Below are 16,112 nucleotides of genomic sequence, written 5' to 3'. Positions count from 1 at the left end.
AGGCAGACCTTACAGGTCTTTTTACGCTTGCATTGTTGTTATCCTAATTTAACCAATTGCTGATCGATAAACTGTAACTCCTCACTGCTTAACGAAAGATCTATAGCCGCTGCATTTTGAATGGCCTGTGCTGCATTTCTTGCACCTGCCAGCACTACAGATATCCCCGGTTGCAGGGTCGTCCAGCGTAATACCAATTGTGATAAAGAAGCGTTTTTACTTTTAGCAATTGGTTCAATGGTTTGTAAAAAGGCTTTTACTTTTTCCAGATCAAACTGTGAGAAATAACCATTGCGATGGTCATCGTTCTTTAGTTTGCTTTCTTTAAAGTATTTGCCTGTTAGCAAACCGCGTTCCATTGGACTGTACACAATAATGCCTGTGTTGGTTTCCTGCGAATAGGGTACGAGGTCATTTTCTATTGACCGGTTCAGCATGCTGTAAGAGACCTGGTTGCTTGCCAGTTGCAATGTTTGGGCCGCTTCTTTCATTTGTGCCACGCTGTAATTGCTTACCCCGGCAGCGCGTACCTTTCCCTGCCGGATCAACTGTTCCAATGCTTCCATGGTTTCGCTGATGGGCGTTGAGTTATCGGGCCAGTGTATTTGCAACAGGTCGATATAATCGGTGCCCAGGCGTTGTAAGCTTTCTTCCAGTTCTTTTATCACATTGGCTTTGGAAGCATATTTATAAACCGGGATCTTTTTCCCATCTGCTTCTGCGTCGAAGAAGAATTCACCTTTGCCTTTATTGCTGCCATCCCATACCAAACCAAATTTGGTCAATAGCTGGATGCTCGAGCGGTCTTTCCCTTTAATAGCTTCACCGATCATTTCTTCGCTTAGGCCAAAGCCATAAAAAGGGGCCGTGTCAATAGTGGTTACGCCATAGTCGAGCGAAGCGTGAATAGCATCAATGGCCTCCTTTTTTTCGGTGCCACCCCACATATTGCCACCGATAGCAAAGGCGCCATAGGTGATCGCTGATAGTTCAAGGTTGGTATTGCCTAATTTTCTGTATTCCATTTGTATACTTATTAATTGATTGTAGTTGGGGTGGCTAATTCATGTTTCGCGGCAGAACTAAATACCTGGTCCAAATGCGCGCGGTATTTTTTCATATCGCGGGTTATATCGGCATTCTTTTCTACGTCGTGAAAGTGAAAACTTTTCAGTGGTTTCATTCCGGTAAATGCATTCATTCTGTGGAACCCGAACAAAGGCCCTTCATCTACACTGTGTTCATTAAAGAACTCACCTGGTAAAGTGAAAGCGGTTTCGGGTGCATTCCAACTGGTGGTTAGCATATAGTGTTTTCCGTGCAGCATACCTCCGGTGCCATAATTGATGTTTGGGTTTTCTGCTTTACGGCCGTCGCTGTGGTAAATGCCTTTGTTATGTCCGGCAGTAAATACTTCGTCGATGTATTTTTTAAATCCATGTGGCACCTGAAACCACCAGATGGGAGTGTGGTAAATGATCACATCGGCCCAAACGAATTTAGCCACTTCTTCTTTGAGCTCATAACCATTGGAGATATTAGTTTGTTTAACTTGCACTGCTTCCTGTTCCCCGAAAAACGCAAGGGTTTCCGCTGTTACCGTGTTGTTAAACCGGCCGCCTGAATGACCAAAATGTTGTCCTGCGTTTATGATCAGTATCTTTTTCATTTTTCCTTCTTTTTAAATTGACAGGGCAAAATTAGACCGGGGCCTGGTATTATAGAAATAAGATGATTTATACCTTTGTATCATAAAAATAATAGTTCATTATGGTTAACCTGGAATGGTACAGGACCTTTAAGGCGATCTACAGGACCGGCACATTAACTGGCGCTGCGGATGCGTTGTTTATTTCACAGCCGGGTGTGAGTTTGCATTTGTCGTCCCTGGAGGCTTATGTTGGGTATAAACTATTTGATCGTACTGGTCGTAAAATGATCCCGACTGAGCGGGGAAAAGTGTTGTACAATGCCATAGCAGATGCTTTGACAAAGCTGGAAGATGTGGAGATGAATTTTCAGCGATCCACAGAAAAGCATACGCCTACTATTAGCGTAGGGATGTGTTTTGAAACTTTCCAGATCACGCTGGAACAATATGTTTCCAAACTTCCCTTTAACCTGATCATTAATTTTGGCGAATATCCGGAAATGCTGGACCAGCTGGATAAGGGCATTCTGGACCTGATCATTACACCCAAAAAAGGTATTTCGGGCACTATAGAACATGAGGCCTTTTCATCGGAGAACATTGTGCTGGTGGGCGGAAAGGATGTAGACAAAGAAGCGTTTAAAAAAGTTCACCGCACCAAAAATAAGGAGAAGACCGAGCAGTGGTTGAAACAGCAAAAATGGTATGGCACCACCGGTGATATGGAACATCTCTTTAGCTTCTGGACACTGAACTTTGGCAAAAAGCCCGCGTTCCGCCCCAATTATATTGTACCAAACCTGAACTCCATTGTGCGGTGTTTAAGCGGAGGCACAGGTCTGGCTGTGATCCCGGATTTTCTTTGTTATTCTGAAATTGAAAGCGGTCATATCCAACTGATCTGGGAAGGGGATAAGAAAGTAACCAATACCCTTTATTTTGGCACCCGAAAGAAAACCACGCACCAGGAAGAAATTGAACATATTAAAGTACTGTTCCGGAAGGTGATGGGGAAGATAAGGCAGGGGAAGGCGAAGTAGTAAAATGTAGATATAAATAAAAAGATCCTGCAAACGCTCCTTTGCAGGATTTGTAGAAACTGAGAATCTGACCCGTTAAGTGAACCTGGATGGGCTCGTTGATCACATAAATTATTAAACGAATGTTTCCCTTTTTACGCTTAGTTATCTATACCTGTTAAAAGGTTAACGCCAATCTTGTCATCTTTAATTTTCCCCTTTACAAACTCAAAAAATACTTTGGAATGAGGGAGTGTTTTGTGTAGTTCAAAATCGGCTTCGCTTCGATATGTTTCATAAATCAAAATGGTTTGTGGTGAATCCTTTTTTGTATTTATCAGGAACAACTCAACACCGGCTTCTTTACGGGTTTCAGCGGCCATTGTAACCATTGCTTTTTTAACCGCTGCCTCAAAACCCGGAAGTATTTCAATAGTGGCAATCAGGTTAAATTTTTTACCACCTTTTGTAACCTTATCTTTTGTTAAGCTACTGGCATCCTGGGCAATGTCGCTGATCATTTTATTTACCAAAAGCCACTGGCCATCGATCTTGTGAAAGGACAAATATTCCTGATAGACGAAATCATACATTATTACTTTCACCTCGGCCACAGCAATTGAATTGGTTACCCGTACACTCAACACCTCGCCTTTAAATGGCTTGCCTGAGTTTTTAGGGCTTTGCCTGTTGGCTACACCGGTCAGGTACTCATCGAGGGTTTTTGCATAGGGTTGACCTTTTACATCTCCGAAAAGTAGTGTTCCTTTGTAATAGACCTGCTTTAATAAATCGAGATCACCTTCATAAATGCCTTTGAAATAGAGTTTTTCCAGTATCTGTGAAATGGCGGCAGAGTCCGCATGCATCGTTTCCATTTTTACAGTATTTTGTGCTTTAGTGGCCCACCAACTGCAGGCCAACAATGTGATTAAGAAAATTCTTTTCATGTTAATTGAGATTATGACCGGCGCCTGCGCCCCCGTCTATGTTAATAATAGCACCTGAGATGAAATTACTTTTTGCCACGGTGTAGATCATTTCTGCTACAGCTACCGATTCTCCAACCTGGTTCATCAGGTTCAATCTGGCCAATGAATCCACGCGATCGCCATGCATGGGCGTTCTAATGATGCCAGGAGCAATCGTATTTACCCGGATATTCTTTTTACCAAATTCAGCCGCGAGGTGCAAGGTCAGGGCATGAATAGCTCCCTTGCTTGATATGGCCGCTGTAGCGGGTACGCCACCTAAAGCATGATAAACGAGCGGTGTTCCTATATTGATCACTATACCACCCTGCTGTTTAAGCATCTGTGGTATAACTGTCTGAGTGGTGAAGAAGGTCCCTTTCAGATTGGTTGTTAAAAAGCGGTCGAGGTAAGCCTCATCAACTTCCAGAAAAGGTTTGGTTTCAAAAATACCGGCATTGTTCACCAGCACATCAGCCGAGCCAAATTTTTCCACAGCAGTTGCCACCAGCTTTTCGCCTGTTGCTTTTTTACTTACATCACCGGCAACCATGGCCAGGTTAGGGCCTGCGCCCAGTTCCTGGTATGCCTTTTCCAATTTCTCTTTTGTGGTTGAATTGATCACCACATTATCACCTCTGTCCAAAAAATATCTGGCTGCTTCTTTACCTATTCCCGAAGAGGCGCCTGTTATAATGATAGTTTGCTTTTTCATCTTCTTTATTTTTTATCGGCAGTTAAGCCTTGTTCACGTAATATGGATGTTTGTTCACCTGCATAGCCCCAATTGTCTGTGTCTACTTCTTCAATAGCAATATGCGTAAGGTGTGGGTCTTTGTTCAATACGTTGGTGATCACATCGGTCACACCTTTAATGAGTTGTCGTTTTTGTTCGCGTGTAACGCCTTCACGGGTAAATAAAATTTTAACGAATGGCATAAAACTATGTTTTGGCAAAAGCCGCTGTTAGGCAGCTTTTGCAGTGATGTTTACATTTAAATCGAAATCATTGTAGATAAGGGTGTCGCCCAGGTTGGTAAAGAAGTTGCCTGAACGGAATTTGATACCATATTTGGTACGGTCAACCACAATTTTACCAGAGGCTGTAAGTGTATCACCAGTAATGCTCACATTAGCATCGAAACTAATAGCATGGGTAATACCTTTAATGGTCAGGTTTCCGGTAACCTGGTTGTTGTTTACAGAAGTGATCTCAAAATTGGCTTCGGGGTACTGATCGATTGAAAAGAAGTCATCTGAAGCCAGGTGGCCATAAAACTGAGTATTGGTAGCGGGATCGGCTACGTCCAGGATCTTAATGGAAGCAGTGTCTATGATAAATTGACCACCTGTTAATTTACCATCACTTACTGAAAGGTTACCTTGTTTAACGCCGATGGTTCCCCAATGTGCGCCGGTTACTTTTCTACCTGTCCAGTCAATGTTGCTCTGCGCAACTGCAATTTCAAAATTCTGATTTTTCATTTGTTTGTGTGTTTTTAATTACCACACAAAGGTGCAACAGTTTAGCGGTGTGATTGCGTGAGGCAGATCACATTCAGATGAAAACCAGTGCATTGTGATGTAGATCACATTTTCATAAAGGATGGACCTGGCCCAAAATAATTTTCATACAATTTGGCTGATCATCTCTTTCCAAAGTGTCCCATAAAGTATAAAAACTTATACAAAGTAAATGATAGATCAAAATAACAACCCAACATCCTCTTTATTATGAGTGATGATATAGGATGGTTCAATATAAAAGCATACAATATGGATATTATGGGATACAAAACGCCCAATATTGATCGTATTGGGAGAGAGGGTGCCCGCTTCACAGAGCTCCGGAAATAGAACTTTAAAAAGTTTATAGAATGAACAAAAACCTCTTAAAAATAGTGGTAGCGGTAATTTTATTAGGCAGTCTTTTATACTCAATTGTTATTTATGCTTGTACACGTGTTGTTTACGAGGGGCTGAATGGTACAATTATTACTGCCCGCTCTATGGATTGGAAAAGTGATATCCCTGCCAACCTGTGGATATTCCCAAGAGGAATTGTAAGAAATGGTGAGGCTGGTACCACTTCAGTAAAATGGAAGTCAAAATATGGAAGCGTTATTACAAGCTCCTGGGATATTGCTTCCTCAGACGGAATGAATGAAAAGGGTTTGGTGGGTAACCTCTTATGGCTGACAGAATCTGTTTATCCCAAATTTGTCAAAGACAAAGATAAACCCGGACTTAGCATATCAATTTGGTTGCAATATGCGTTAGATAACTTTGCAACAGTTGAAGAAGCTGTTGCTTATCTCCAAAAAGAGGAATTTGTAGTTGTCTCTTCCCACATTCCTGGAACAGATATTTTCGCCACCGTACACCTTTCGCTTTCTGATGCAACAGGAGACAATGCCATATTTGAATATATTAATGGCAAACTAGCCATTCATCATGACAGGTCTTATGTGACAATGACCAATTCTCCTATTTTTGAAGAGCAGATGGCAATCAATACTTACTGGAAAGGTATTCCGGGAACTATTATGCTTCCTGGGACAAATCGGGCTGCCGATAGATTTGTGAGAGCATCCTATTATATTGACGCTATACCGAAAACAGATAATACAAGAGTAGCGCTTGCAAGTGTGTTTGGCGTAATAAGAAACTGCTCTGTTCCCTTAGGGATATCTTCCAAAACCGAACCAAATATTTCTTCTACCCGCTGGAGGACAGTTGCAGACCAAAAGAATCTTGTTTATTACTTTGACAACGTATTAAACCCTAATGTTGTTTGGGTTGAATTCAACAAAATAGACTTTAGTGAAAAAGGTAAGGTAATGAAACTGAGCCTGGCTAATAATGAAAACTATTCGGGTGAATGTTCAATGAATTTTAAGGTTGCCCAACCATTCCAATTTGCCCGATTAGATGCTCAATAATTTGGTGATCAAAACATGATAATCGCAATTCACCCTTGAGTCTATTGAAACTCCATGATGTATCTTATATCAGAATTGGAGACTGCTGGTAAATTCCTGTCGGGGCATCCTTTACATTATACTTCAATAAATGATCGGTTCAGGAGGTTGCGAATAAACCGTTTCCCTTATCTGGTTGTATATGAAAGTGAAGAAGATGTTATAAAAATTAACGCGGTAAGACGCATAAGTAGAAAGCCAAAATACTGATCTAAATACAAGAAGTAAGTTATTTTGAAAGGCTATTGCATCAGTAGTGGCTTTTTTTATGTCTTATAGTTGTATGGGCAATCATCATGCTGCAATAGACCCCTTATCTCTTTTTACCATTTTTCTAAGTTCGTCCTGTAAAAAACCTTTTAAACTCAAATCTTCATCTAATAAAGGCCAATGGATACCTGTTCCCCCGCCAATTAATTCGTATCGTAGTAATTGCGATTTATCCGCTTCTTTTAATTGTTTATGGGCAGATATGTATTGGCTTAATACAGCTTTTGTATTTAAATAGATAGTGATCAAGTCCAATTCGGGATGAATATCTACAGCCTGTATGCGTAATCCTTCAGTAAAGATCATGTTGTCTATAGCATCAAATTGGTTATTTCCTGAAGTATTCATTCCATTTCTTTTTAAAATATTCACAATGTTCTTGAACCGCCTCTATAATAATTTTTTGTTCTGAGTTAGTAAAACCTAAAAGATATTCTACTTCTAGTAATGGCTCTAGCCAGATTTTCCCATTAGCATTACCTTTTGTTACATGAACGTGAATTGGTTCGTTGTTTTCATTGCTATAGAAGAAAAACCGTATGCCATGTAAGTTCAACAAAGTAGGCATCAAATTCAAATTTACTGCTAAAAGTGGATAATTCCTATCTGTTAAATATAGGGAAAATATTACAAATAATTAACATTTGTTAAGTCGGACATTTATTTGCAAATTGATAGAAGTAAAGACAATCACTTGAAATCACTTACAAACCACATCGCCACCCTGTTCCATTTAAGCCCGCAGGATGCGGAGTTGTTCCTGTCACAGTTCTCCCAAACAGTATTAAAAAAGAATGACGTATTTGTAGCCGAAGGACAGGTTTGCAACAAGGTAGGACTGATAGAACATGGTCTGATGAAATGCGTTTATAATAAAGAGGGAGAGGAGGTGGTTTTTGAGTTTGCGCATGAAGGTAACTTTATTTCCGATTACTATAGTTTTGTAACCAACACACCTTCTGAAAAAGAGATCCGCTGTTTAGAAGATACAACCCTATATGTGATAACCAAAGAGAAACTGCAGACGCTCGCCATTGTCCATCCTTTTATTGAATCCTTGAGCAGGACAATGAATGAACGGTTGTTTCTCCAGCTGCACGACCGGTTGAAATCAATGCTGCTGGATGATGCCCAGCAACGTTATCAGCAACTGCTTGTTCAACGGCGCGACCTGGCCCAGCGGATTCCGCAATACCTCATTGCTTCTTACCTGAATGTAACACCGGAAACCATAAGCCGGATCAGAAAGAAAATGAGTATATAAAAGGCAGAGGGCAGCAGGCAGAGGGCAGAAGGCAGAAGGCAGACTGGACCTTCGCTTCGCTCAGGTCCGTTGATGGGCAGAAGGCAGAGAGGCAGAGAAACGGCAGCAGGCAGCGTTCTTGATGTAGGTCAATGAATGTGTAGCCGGTACCCGCTAGTTTTGATAAATGAACCAAATAACCTTCCTGGCAAAGCAAACCGAAAGCGCCTATGCGTGGGCGAATAAATTATTGCTTTCTATTCCCCATCAAAAATGGGATACCACGCCGGACATAATGGAGTCAAACATTACCTGGCAAACAGGGCATCTTATTGTCAGCTTCTATTATCATTCCATCATGGTGATCGTAGGCCACCAAAAGGAGGTGTTGCAGCAAGTGTCGTTAAAGGAATATGGCCAGTTGTTTACCACGGCGGCTCCGGTCAATGCGAAAGGAAAGTTCAACCCCGAACAATTATCCGATCATTTGCTGTTTATGCAGCAACGGTCCCTGGAGGTTATACAATCACTATCCCCTGCCGATCTGGAAGCAGCGCTGGAGCCGGTTCAACCTGCGCATCCCATTGCTAAAAACAAAGGGGAGGCATTAGAATGGAACATTCAGCACACCCTATGGCATTGCGGCCAGATAAGTATGTTAAAACGCGTTGTAGATAAGCGGCTTGATTTTGGCTTGCTGGCGGGGTAGACGGCAGTCGGCAGTCGGCAGTCGGCAGTCGGCAGTCGGCAGTCGGCAGTCGGCAGTCGGCAGTCGGCAGTCGGCAGTCGGCAGTCGGCAGTCGGCAGTCGGCAGTCGGCAGTCGGCAGTGATTTTTGGGCGGCGCAAGATAGTTAGTAATCTAAACAATCGCGAGCTTTTTCCTGAGCGAAGCGAAGGCGCAATTGTATCGAACGCAGTGAGAGGCCCCTGGTTCTATTTCACATTTCCCGTTTCTCGTTTCACGCTTTGCGTATCACGTGATGATCCGCCTTCCTATTAATTCTAAAGATTCTTACTTTTAAGATTGCCGATTGCGGATTGCCGATTCACGATTTCTTAGCCCACAGTGGTTTTTTCTTCAGCACGGTGTTATAAACGGGGCAGGAGGGAGCGTGCGCCCCCGGCAGATAACCGGTACTCATTAAAAATTCATTTACTATTTCCCCACCGGTGAATTTAAATGTCTTTTTAAACAGTTTTACCCATTCTTCTTTTGTTTTGGGGTGCTGCTGCTGAAGCCAGTTCTCAAATGAACCAAATTCTTTTTGCAGGGTTAGAATGGCTTTGGCATTTTCTATAGCGGCATTTATCTTCAGTTTATTGCGAATAATGCCTGCATCGTTCATCAGCCGTTCTCTGTCTGACTCCTTATACGCCGCTACTTTTTTAATATTGAAATTGCTATAAGCTTTGCGGAAGGATTCCTCTTTTTTCAAAATGGTTTCCCAGCTTAAACCTGCCTGGTTGATCTCCATGATCAAACGGCCAAACAACTCATCGTCATCGTGAATAGGAAAGCCATAGTGTTTATCATGATAGTTCTTGTGCAGGCTGCGCCGGGGTTCTTCCATAGAAGGAATTACGCTACAATAAGACATGTGTATAGATTATAATTGCCTAAAGATATTACAAAAATAGACCGCCCGGCTGGGTAGTCTATTTGATATTTGAAACTGCTCGTACGTTCTATTTTTTATAAATTTTGAGCATTGGGTATTTCAATTTTGACTCTGATATTTAAATTATGGGCGTTTTAGGCAGGTCTTTCAAAATATTGACAGTAGGTATTTAGGCGAAAAACCGTGCCTTTTTACCAATAACTGTGTAGCGGGTTACCTTTATTTTGCTTCGCCCGGCTTTTTGCTGCAATTTTGCACCCGAATGTTGCAGATAGGAAATATACAACTCCCTGATTTTCCATTGTTACTCGCCCCCATGGAGGATGTGAGCGACCCGCCTTTCCGGGTGGTTTGTAAACGCAATGGGGCCGACCTGGTATTTACTGAATTCATTTCCAGTGAAGGGCTGATCCGCGATGCCATCCGGTGCCGCCGGAAACTGGATATATATGACGAAGAGCGACCTACTGGGATTCAACTGTTTGGCGGCGATGAAGAACGACTGGCCATGGCCGCAAAGATCGTGGACGTAACGCAACCTGAACTGCTGGATATTAATTTTGGCTGTCCCGTAAAAGGGATCGTGGCCCAGGGCGCCGGTGCCGGCGTGTTAAGGGATGTTGACCTGATGGTGCGTTTGACCGAGGCCTGCGTAAAATCAACCAATCTGCCGGTGACAGTAAAAACCCGCCTGGGTTGGGACGATGCTTCCAAAAATATTGAAGAGGTGGCCGAGCGCTTGCAGGACGTTGGGATCAAAGCCCTCACCATCCATGGGCGTACCCGTTGTCAGTTGTACAAAGGCGAAGCCGACTGGAGCCTTATTGCCAAAGTAAAGAACAATCCACGCATACATATTCCTGTTTTTGGGAATGGGGATATTAATAGTCCGCAAAAAGCCCTCGAATACAAAAACCGCTATGGGGTTGATGGCATCATGATAGGCCGGGCGGTTATCGGGTATCCCTGGTTGTTCAGGGAGATCAGGCATTACCTGGATACAGGCGAATTATTACCGGCCCCTACTGTAGTGGAGCGGGTTGATGTTTGTAAACAACAACTGCAAAAATCCCTGCAATGGAAGGGACCTGTTGCGGGTATCTATTCCATGCGCGGGCATTACCTGAGGTACCTTAAGGGGCTCCCGGGCATTAAAGAGTTCCGTACTGCACTAATGACGCATACAGAGCCGGAAGCCATCCTGGCCGTGCTGGACGACATTCTGGTACGCTATGAGGGGTATGTTATGGAAAGAACACCTATTGAAATGGTGAACTATCATGAGAATTGCCCGCTGTAAGGCCTCATTTCTCCAAATTAACATTCACTCTTAACGCTTTCAATCCACTTACGCCTTGTAATTCTTCCAGTTCCAGACATTCTATTCCTGGTTGTAACAATTTTTTGTTTTGCAGGAAGAGAATGTATTCCTGGTATTCCTCAGCTTCTTTTGGGTTGCTGTAAACCATGGCTATCTTTCCCGGTTGTGTTAGTCTTTCCTGGGTACCGCAAATATGCACTTTGTCGAGTCGTTTCTTCATGATCTCATAACGAATATTATACGACCCTTCTACATCAAACCGCCGTTCATCGCGCCGGAAGCTGATGCTCATAGGCTGACTATGGATCAGGATCAGCTGCGTTGTTTGCAACGGAACAGGCAGTGTTGGTTGCATGGTATGGATCATCTGAGCTATTTCAGCCATAGAGGTCAGTTGAAATAACTGAAGGTTTTTCAGGAACAACATATTGAACGGATTGTGCGGGGCAATGGACTGACCAATATAGATCGTATATTCTACACCGTCTGTTTTATATTTCTCAAAGTAGTGCGGGTACGATTGCTGCATAATGGTTTCCTGTTGCTGGAAGGTATGTAACACCGCATTGTTGATGGTGTTGAGGGAGATCTCATAATCGTTCCGGTTGCGATATAAAAAGCCACAGAAATCATTCACATGATAGAAATAGTTATTGATGATGTCCTGCATTTGCGGATGGCTGCTTTTCAGGTGCTTCAACACGGTATGGACCTCATTATTAAAGAACTCGTTGATCCGGATCTCATCTTCTGCGGTTACTCCCTGTTCAATTGCCTGCTGGAAATTGAAGTTCTTGAATTTTAATCCCTCCAGCAAGGGCAGGGGAAAGCGGGTCTGCAACTGTTCGAATGTTTCATCGATCAGTTGAATGTGTACCAGCAGGTCTTTTTGAAGGGCCCGGCTGCGTTCAACGGAGGAATTACGGATATCGATAGCGCCGTAGAGCGGGTATACGTTGTCGAATACCACGTTACCCGTTACGGGCGCTTCTTTGTATTGTTCTTTGTTCATGTATTCCCAGGCCGCTTCTGCAAACTTCCATTCTACCGATGGTTGCAACGCGGTAAACTTTTCCTTAATGATCTTTTCAATGCGATTGGTAAAGGTGTCCCTGTTCTTCAACAAGGCAAGTGACAACAATGGCATCACTTTCTCTACCCGGTTCATTACTTCCTGGTCTAGCTGGTTGGGAATAGGGGAGGCAAGTTCAAGGATCCCCAGCAAGCCGTCGTTATTTTGAATTGGTATAATGATATAACTTCTTATGCCCGCATTTATCAGTATTTGGGTGAAGGGGGCTACAGCTACTACTTTTTCATCAAGTATTGAAAGCGGCATGGGGGCGGGGTGTTCACTAAAAAATTCAATACACTGCTGGTAAGTGGCCATACTGGCTGGATCATTCGATCTCCAGCTTTTTCCTAAAATGCCATGCTGGGTGCAGGTTTCATCGAGCACAAACCGGTTGTTGAGCTGTAAGAAAGGGGTTATTCCCACTTCCACGTTGTTAAAACCAACCAGCGCCTGGATATTTTCTTTTAGGTCATTCACTATGCTGGTATCACAGGCTTCGTGTCGCAACAGGACGCGCTTTATGGAATCCAGCGTTTCCTGAATGGTGAAGTCTTCGGCTATCCATACTCCGAAGCCTTCCACTTCAAACAGATCGAGCGGCATTTTTTCCAGTTGCTTTTCCATGTCCAGAATGCGGAGGGTATTTAAACATACGCCACAATCCTGGATCTGCGGCAACTCGCCTTTTAAAAAGATATCGATAAACCGCCGGTCGTAACGCAGTTTGTAATACCGTTTCATTCCAGTGGTCTTATCTTCCACCGGATATATCAGGTAGGGGGCTTCATTCAGTTTTATATTGTAGAACTTTTCGAGTATGTGTTCGTACAGGAGTGCGCATTGTGCCTGTTTCAGGATTTCCTCGGTTGCATCATCGGGTAACAGAAAATGTTCTTCGGTTTCATCGACAAACAATTTTCTGAATGGGGTGGAATAATTAAAGATGGAAAATTCGTAAGGGACACTCATCGTGAACATATTTTTTTCATGTTCACTCACCACCGGAAAAAGGGTGGTGCTGAGCATATCGAGCAGGTCCTGGTTCTCCTCTAACAGGTGAGCATCAGTGACCGGCTCCAACAGCGCGGGTGTTTCTTCAAATCTTTCTATCAGGTAATTATATATTCTTGAGCGTGTATTGGAACTGTCCTGTAATTTTTCTTTTAAGTAATTAACAAATGGGCGGAAGGAGATCTTGCTATCGATAGACAGGCTGTTATCAACACGTTCTCTATTAGCTGCAAGGATGTTCACTTTGGTAACAGAGCCTATGGCAGGAGCAAACATTTCCGACATAACGGAGCATTTAGCAGTGAATTAAAAAAATTGACTATCTTTAAAGGTACAAATTAACTATTGCTGAAATGCTGACCGCCGTCAGGGTATTGCTCCTGCTGTCCTATTATACAACGCGTCCCATAAAAGGATCGGTTTTGCCAGGTTTGCCTGTCTCCACCCGGCCGGCATATCTTTTTTCAAAAACCGGGTTTCCTTTTAGACTTACGGAGAAGTCGTACCAGCCAAAGGTTTTGGTGGTGCCAATGATAACAGATCTGGTTGCATTTTGACCCGGCGGCACCGTAATACTTTTCAAAGCCGCTTTATAGGCATTGTCGGTTATTTCAAATGTAAGTGGTTGATTACCTTCATTACTGAATTTTACATAGATATTCCCGGTCAGCAGGTCATCTCGTTTAGCGTCGGTCTCATAGTCAAATTCAATTGCTGCCTGTGGGTCTTGCTGGTTGCCGGTGACTTGTCTAAAGAAGCCATTAGGCCCGTACACCTGCAAATGATAGGTATTGTTCTCAAAATCATTTAACTGCCATTTTGCTTTTAGACCTTGACCGGCTATCACGGCATATGCCCAGTTTTGTAACTCCTGTTGCTGGTATTTCCCGGGGGCATAAATATGAAAGGGTGAACCTGCCGATTGTTTACCAAAGAGGGTGTTGCCTGCTCTCAGTGTGATCTCAATTGTTTTTTTATCGGCTGATAATGTACTATCTGCATATAATTCATAAGGCAGGGCGCAGGCATCGCGAATGCCTTTTTCCTGTTGCGGCATCAAGGGGGAGGCCCAGGGCGCTTTATTGATGGTGGCTATTTCTTCGGCTGTTAATTTTTTATAGTTGGAAGGCAGTTGACGGAACTGTGCTTTGTGAATGCCTTCAATAAATTCATCGCGTTCCAGGAATTCAGGCAGCGTGATTTTTTCTCCATTATAAGGTCTGAATACAGATGTAAGATCGCCACACACGGTACGCCGCCATTGAGAGATATTGGGCTCTTCTATCTTTTTACCGGTTTTATGCGACAGGAATTTTTCCAGGAATTGAATAGAGGAAGTATGATCAAATACCTGGGAGTTCACCCAGCCACCGCGGCTCCACGGCGATGCGATGACCATGGGCACGCGATAACCCAAACCGATTGAACTTTCACGGGCCTGGTCCTTTATAGATTGCTGGTCGTTACTGGCCACATAATCAACACCCGTGTTAATGCCGCTTGACGTTGACCCGGTTGATGCTTTATGCGGATGTGGCGCTACAAATGGGGGCAGGTGATCATAATAACCATCATTTTCATCGTAGGTCAATACAAAGATGGTTTTCTTCCACACCTCGGGGTTTTGGGTAAGAATATCAAGAACTTCACTGATATACCAGATACCGAACCAGGCGGCTGATGGATGGTCAGAAAAATTCTCTGGCGCCACCAGCCACGAAACGGTGGGCAGACTGCCATTCTTTACATCTTCCCTGAACTGGTGTAATACATCGCCTTTTGGGGCTTTCATTTGCCGTTCGGTATCACCATCTTTATAAGTGATGTCGGTAAGCTGGTGATAGTTGGGGTCTTTAATATTGGTATCGAATGCCTTTGTATGCAGGGCTTTTTCCCGGGCAGACAATTTCTCGAAATTTTCTTTGGTGTATTTCTTTTGATCGGCTATCAGCGTGGCCAGTTGTTTTTTTAGTTCTTCCAGTCTTTTCCTGGTTCTTTCAATGTCTGTGGCAACAGCGCTGGTTGACAACGCCTGTAACCCGGTTTCCATTTTTTTGATCTCGGCTACTGTTGTCTCAATGGCTTTGGGTAAGCTGTTTATATAAGCCGGATGGAACTTTACATTGTACTGCGTGAAGTATTCCAGCGGGTTGTCGCCAAAATTGGCCAGCCAGCTGTCTTCTTCGCCTGCAAAACCAACCCCCACACTTAATTCATTCTGGTACACTTTCCAGGAGATGCCATTTTCTTCTAATCTTTCGGGAAAGGTAGCCCAGCTGACCATCGTATTATAATCGGCGTCTTCGTTCCATACACAGGCCTGGGCGTTCTCCTCCTGTTTGTCCCGGATGGTGCCGCTCCAGAAATACAGGCGGTTGGGTGTGGTGCCGGTGAGCGAGGAGCAGAAGTTGTGGTCACACACGGTGAAGGCATCGGCCAGGGAATAATAAAAGGGAATGTCTTCCCGGGTATGAAAACCCATGGTCAATGGCATGGCGCGGTAGTCTTTATTTCCGGAATGTTTGGCCTCCAGCCATTTATCGTAATGCCCGTTATTACGGGCATCTACCTGGTTGGCCCAGGAGTGGGGGAGGGAGCTCATCCAGGTAGCTTTTGTCTTGTGAATATCCAGGCGGAAGGGCGCGTAGGTGTCGCCTTCTTTGTTGGATTGCAGAAAGACCAGGTTCTTATTGGGTAGCCGGATAGCCCGCGGGTCGTTAAAGCCCCGTACGCCTTGCAGAGAGCCGTAGGCATGATCGAATGACCGGTTCTCCTGCATCAGGAATACAATGTGTTCGGCGTCTTGCCAGGTGCTGCCGGCTTCTGGATCAATGGCCAGTGCTTTGGCAATGGAGGCCGGTAACAATTGCATAAGACCGGCGCCGCCTGATAGTACGGATGCTTTTTTCAGGAATTCTCTGCGGGTATCCATAGTTTTTTAGCGTGTTAA

At 43.7% G+C, this 16,112-nt stretch carries 17 protein-coding genes; 6 read left to right on the top strand and 11 right to left on the bottom strand.

The features are described 5' to 3' along the window. Nucleotides 1-38 precede the first annotated feature (38 nt). Nucleotides 39-1,025, bottom strand: coding sequence for an aldo/keto reductase (locus J7I42_RS24635; protein WP_209141545.1), 987 nt, complete (start codon nucleotides 1,023-1,025; stop codon nucleotides 39-41). A gap of 11 nt (nucleotides 1,026-1,036) precedes the next feature. Continuing rightward, nucleotides 1,037-1,669, bottom strand: a complete 633-nt coding sequence (locus tag J7I42_RS24630) for an NAD(P)H-dependent oxidoreductase (protein ID WP_209141544.1) — start codon at nucleotides 1,667-1,669, stop codon at nucleotides 1,037-1,039. A 101-nt stretch (nucleotides 1,670-1,770) separates the two neighbouring features. On the opposite strand from J7I42_RS24630, the gene J7I42_RS24625 reads away from it, so the two are divergent. Further along, complete coding sequence (locus J7I42_RS24625; RefSeq protein WP_209141543.1) at nucleotides 1,771-2,691, top strand: LysR family transcriptional regulator; 921 nt, start codon at nucleotides 1,771-1,773, stop codon at nucleotides 2,689-2,691. Between the two features lie 140 nt (nucleotides 2,692-2,831). On the opposite strand, the gene J7I42_RS24620 is transcribed toward J7I42_RS24625, so the two are convergent. From J7I42_RS24620 to J7I42_RS24605, 4 genes are read right to left on the bottom strand one after another with little or no spacing between them, the layout of a single operon-like run. After that, complete coding sequence (locus J7I42_RS24620) at nucleotides 2,832-3,620, bottom strand: nuclear transport factor 2 family protein (protein ID WP_209141542.1); 789 nt, start codon at nucleotides 3,618-3,620, stop codon at nucleotides 2,832-2,834. A 1-nt stretch (nucleotide 3,621) separates the two neighbouring features. Further along, nucleotides 3,622-4,356, bottom strand: a complete 735-nt coding sequence (locus J7I42_RS24615; RefSeq protein ID WP_209141541.1) for an SDR family NAD(P)-dependent oxidoreductase — start codon at nucleotides 4,354-4,356, stop codon at nucleotides 3,622-3,624. 5 nt (nucleotides 4,357-4,361) lie between these two features. Further along, the gene (locus J7I42_RS24610; RefSeq protein ID WP_209141540.1) at nucleotides 4,362-4,580 is read right to left on the bottom strand and encodes a tautomerase family protein; all 219 of its coding nucleotides are present in this window, start codon (nucleotides 4,578-4,580) and stop codon (nucleotides 4,362-4,364) included. 27 nt (nucleotides 4,581-4,607) lie between these two features. After that, nucleotides 4,608-5,126 carry a YceI family protein gene (locus J7I42_RS24605; RefSeq protein ID WP_209141539.1) on the bottom strand — a complete coding sequence of 173 codons (519 nt, stop codon included), beginning with the start codon at nucleotides 5,124-5,126 and terminating at the stop codon, nucleotides 4,608-4,610. Nucleotides 5,127-5,375: 249 nt separating this feature from the next. Here J7I42_RS24605 and J7I42_RS24600 point away from each other — a divergent pair, with 249 nt between their 5' ends. Both J7I42_RS24600 and J7I42_RS24595 read left to right on the top strand, forming a co-directional pair. After that, nucleotides 5,376-5,498, top strand: a complete 123-nt coding sequence (locus J7I42_RS24600; RefSeq protein ID WP_209141538.1) for a hypothetical protein — start codon at nucleotides 5,376-5,378, stop codon at nucleotides 5,496-5,498. Between the two features lie 20 nt (nucleotides 5,499-5,518). Beyond that, entirely contained in the window at nucleotides 5,519-6,583 is a 1,065-nt protein-coding gene (locus J7I42_RS24595) for a linear amide C-N hydrolase (RefSeq protein ID WP_209141537.1), read from the top strand. Nucleotides 6,584-6,916: 333 nt separating this feature from the next. Here J7I42_RS24595 and J7I42_RS24585 read toward each other — a convergent pair whose 3' ends face one another. Then, the gene (locus J7I42_RS24585) at nucleotides 6,917-7,240 is read right to left on the bottom strand and encodes a DUF2442 domain-containing protein (RefSeq protein ID WP_209141535.1); all 324 of its coding nucleotides are present in this window, start codon (nucleotides 7,238-7,240) and stop codon (nucleotides 6,917-6,919) included. Beyond that, nucleotides 7,221-7,460, bottom strand: coding sequence for a DUF4160 domain-containing protein (locus tag J7I42_RS35735; RefSeq protein WP_209141534.1), 240 nt, complete (start codon nucleotides 7,458-7,460; stop codon nucleotides 7,221-7,223). The genes J7I42_RS24585 and J7I42_RS35735 overlap by 20 nt, the downstream gene beginning before the upstream one ends. A 126-nt stretch (nucleotides 7,461-7,586) precedes the next feature. On the opposite strand from J7I42_RS35735, the gene J7I42_RS24575 reads away from it, so the two are divergent. Both J7I42_RS24575 and J7I42_RS24570 read left to right on the top strand, forming a co-directional pair. Beyond that, nucleotides 7,587-8,156 (top strand): Crp/Fnr family transcriptional regulator, encoded by a 570-nt coding sequence (locus J7I42_RS24575; protein WP_209141533.1) that lies wholly within the window; start codon nucleotides 7,587-7,589, stop codon nucleotides 8,154-8,156. A 166-nt stretch (nucleotides 8,157-8,322) separates the two neighbouring features. After that, nucleotides 8,323-8,844, top strand: a complete 522-nt coding sequence (locus tag J7I42_RS24570) for a DinB family protein (protein ID WP_209141532.1) — start codon at nucleotides 8,323-8,325, stop codon at nucleotides 8,842-8,844. A 338-nt stretch (nucleotides 8,845-9,182) separates the two neighbouring features. On the opposite strand, the gene J7I42_RS24565 is transcribed toward J7I42_RS24570, so the two are convergent. After that, a complete protein-coding gene (locus tag J7I42_RS24565; RefSeq protein ID WP_209141531.1) occupies nucleotides 9,183-9,734 on the bottom strand; it encodes a DNA-3-methyladenine glycosylase I in 552 nt (183 codons plus the stop codon). A gap of 283 nt (nucleotides 9,735-10,017) precedes the next feature. On the opposite strand from J7I42_RS24565, the gene dusB reads away from it, so the two are divergent. Further along, a complete protein-coding gene (gene dusB, locus J7I42_RS24560; RefSeq protein ID WP_209141530.1) occupies nucleotides 10,018-11,055 on the top strand; it encodes a tRNA dihydrouridine synthase DusB in 1,038 nt (345 codons plus the stop codon). A gap of 4 nt (nucleotides 11,056-11,059) precedes the next feature. Here the strand turns inward: dusB and J7I42_RS24555 are convergent, their stop codons facing one another. Continuing rightward, nucleotides 11,060-13,447, bottom strand: a complete 2,388-nt coding sequence (locus tag J7I42_RS24555; RefSeq protein ID WP_209141529.1) for a GAF domain-containing protein — start codon at nucleotides 13,445-13,447, stop codon at nucleotides 11,060-11,062. A 106-nt stretch (nucleotides 13,448-13,553) separates the two neighbouring features. Continuing rightward, nucleotides 13,554-16,094 (bottom strand): phosphocholine-specific phospholipase C, encoded by a 2,541-nt coding sequence (locus J7I42_RS24550; protein WP_209141528.1) that lies wholly within the window; start codon nucleotides 16,092-16,094, stop codon nucleotides 13,554-13,556. Nucleotides 16,095-16,112 lie beyond the last annotated feature (18 nt).

The sequence above is a fragment of the Niastella soli genome, assembly GCF_017742245.1.
Taxonomy (GTDB): Bacteria; Bacteroidota; Bacteroidia; order Chitinophagales; family Chitinophagaceae; genus Niastella; species Niastella soli.
The sequence above is the reverse complement of the archived record's forward strand: the minus strand, read 5'-3'. Positions and strand labels throughout refer to the sequence as shown.

Coding starts and splice junctions, on each gene's coding strand:
- J7I42_RS24550 (WP_209141528.1), bottom strand. CDS start 16,094: ATGGATACCCGCAGAGAATTCCTGAAAAAAGCATCCGTACTATCAGGC.
- J7I42_RS24565 (WP_209141531.1), bottom strand. CDS start 9,734: ATGTCTTATTGTAGCGTAATTCCTTCTATGGAAGAACCCCGGCGCAGC.
- J7I42_RS24615 (WP_209141541.1), bottom strand. CDS start 4,356: ATGAAAAAGCAAACTATCATTATAACAGGCGCCTCTTCGGGAATAGGT.
- J7I42_RS24570 (WP_209141532.1), top strand. CDS start 8,323: ATGAACCAAATAACCTTCCTGGCAAAGCAAACCGAAAGCGCCTATGCG.
- J7I42_RS35735 (WP_209141534.1), bottom strand. CDS start 7,460: ATGCCTACTTTGTTGAACTTACATGGCATACGGTTTTTCTTCTATAGC.
- J7I42_RS24620 (WP_209141542.1), bottom strand. CDS start 3,620: ATGAAAAGAATTTTCTTAATCACATTGTTGGCCTGCAGTTGGTGGGCC.
- J7I42_RS24595 (WP_209141537.1), top strand. CDS start 5,519: ATGAACAAAAACCTCTTAAAAATAGTGGTAGCGGTAATTTTATTAGGC.
- J7I42_RS24610 (WP_209141540.1), bottom strand. CDS start 4,580: ATGCCATTCGTTAAAATTTTATTTACCCGTGAAGGCGTTACACGCGAA.
- J7I42_RS24630 (WP_209141544.1), bottom strand. CDS start 1,669: ATGAAAAAGATACTGATCATAAACGCAGGACAACATTTTGGTCATTCA.
- J7I42_RS24585 (WP_209141535.1), bottom strand. CDS start 7,240: ATGAATACTTCAGGAAATAACCAATTTGATGCTATAGACAACATGATC.
- J7I42_RS24625 (WP_209141543.1), top strand. CDS start 1,771: ATGGTTAACCTGGAATGGTACAGGACCTTTAAGGCGATCTACAGGACC.
- J7I42_RS24555 (WP_209141529.1), bottom strand. CDS start 13,447: ATGTCGGAAATGTTTGCTCCTGCCATAGGCTCTGTTACCAAAGTGAAC.
- J7I42_RS24635 (WP_209141545.1), bottom strand. CDS start 1,025: ATGGAATACAGAAAATTAGGCAATACCAACCTTGAACTATCAGCGATC.
- J7I42_RS24605 (WP_209141539.1), bottom strand. CDS start 5,126: ATGAAAAATCAGAATTTTGAAATTGCAGTTGCGCAGAGCAACATTGAC.
- J7I42_RS24600 (WP_209141538.1), top strand. CDS start 5,376: ATGAGTGATGATATAGGATGGTTCAATATAAAAGCATACAATATGGAT.
- dusB (WP_209141530.1), top strand. CDS start 10,018: ATGTTGCAGATAGGAAATATACAACTCCCTGATTTTCCATTGTTACTC.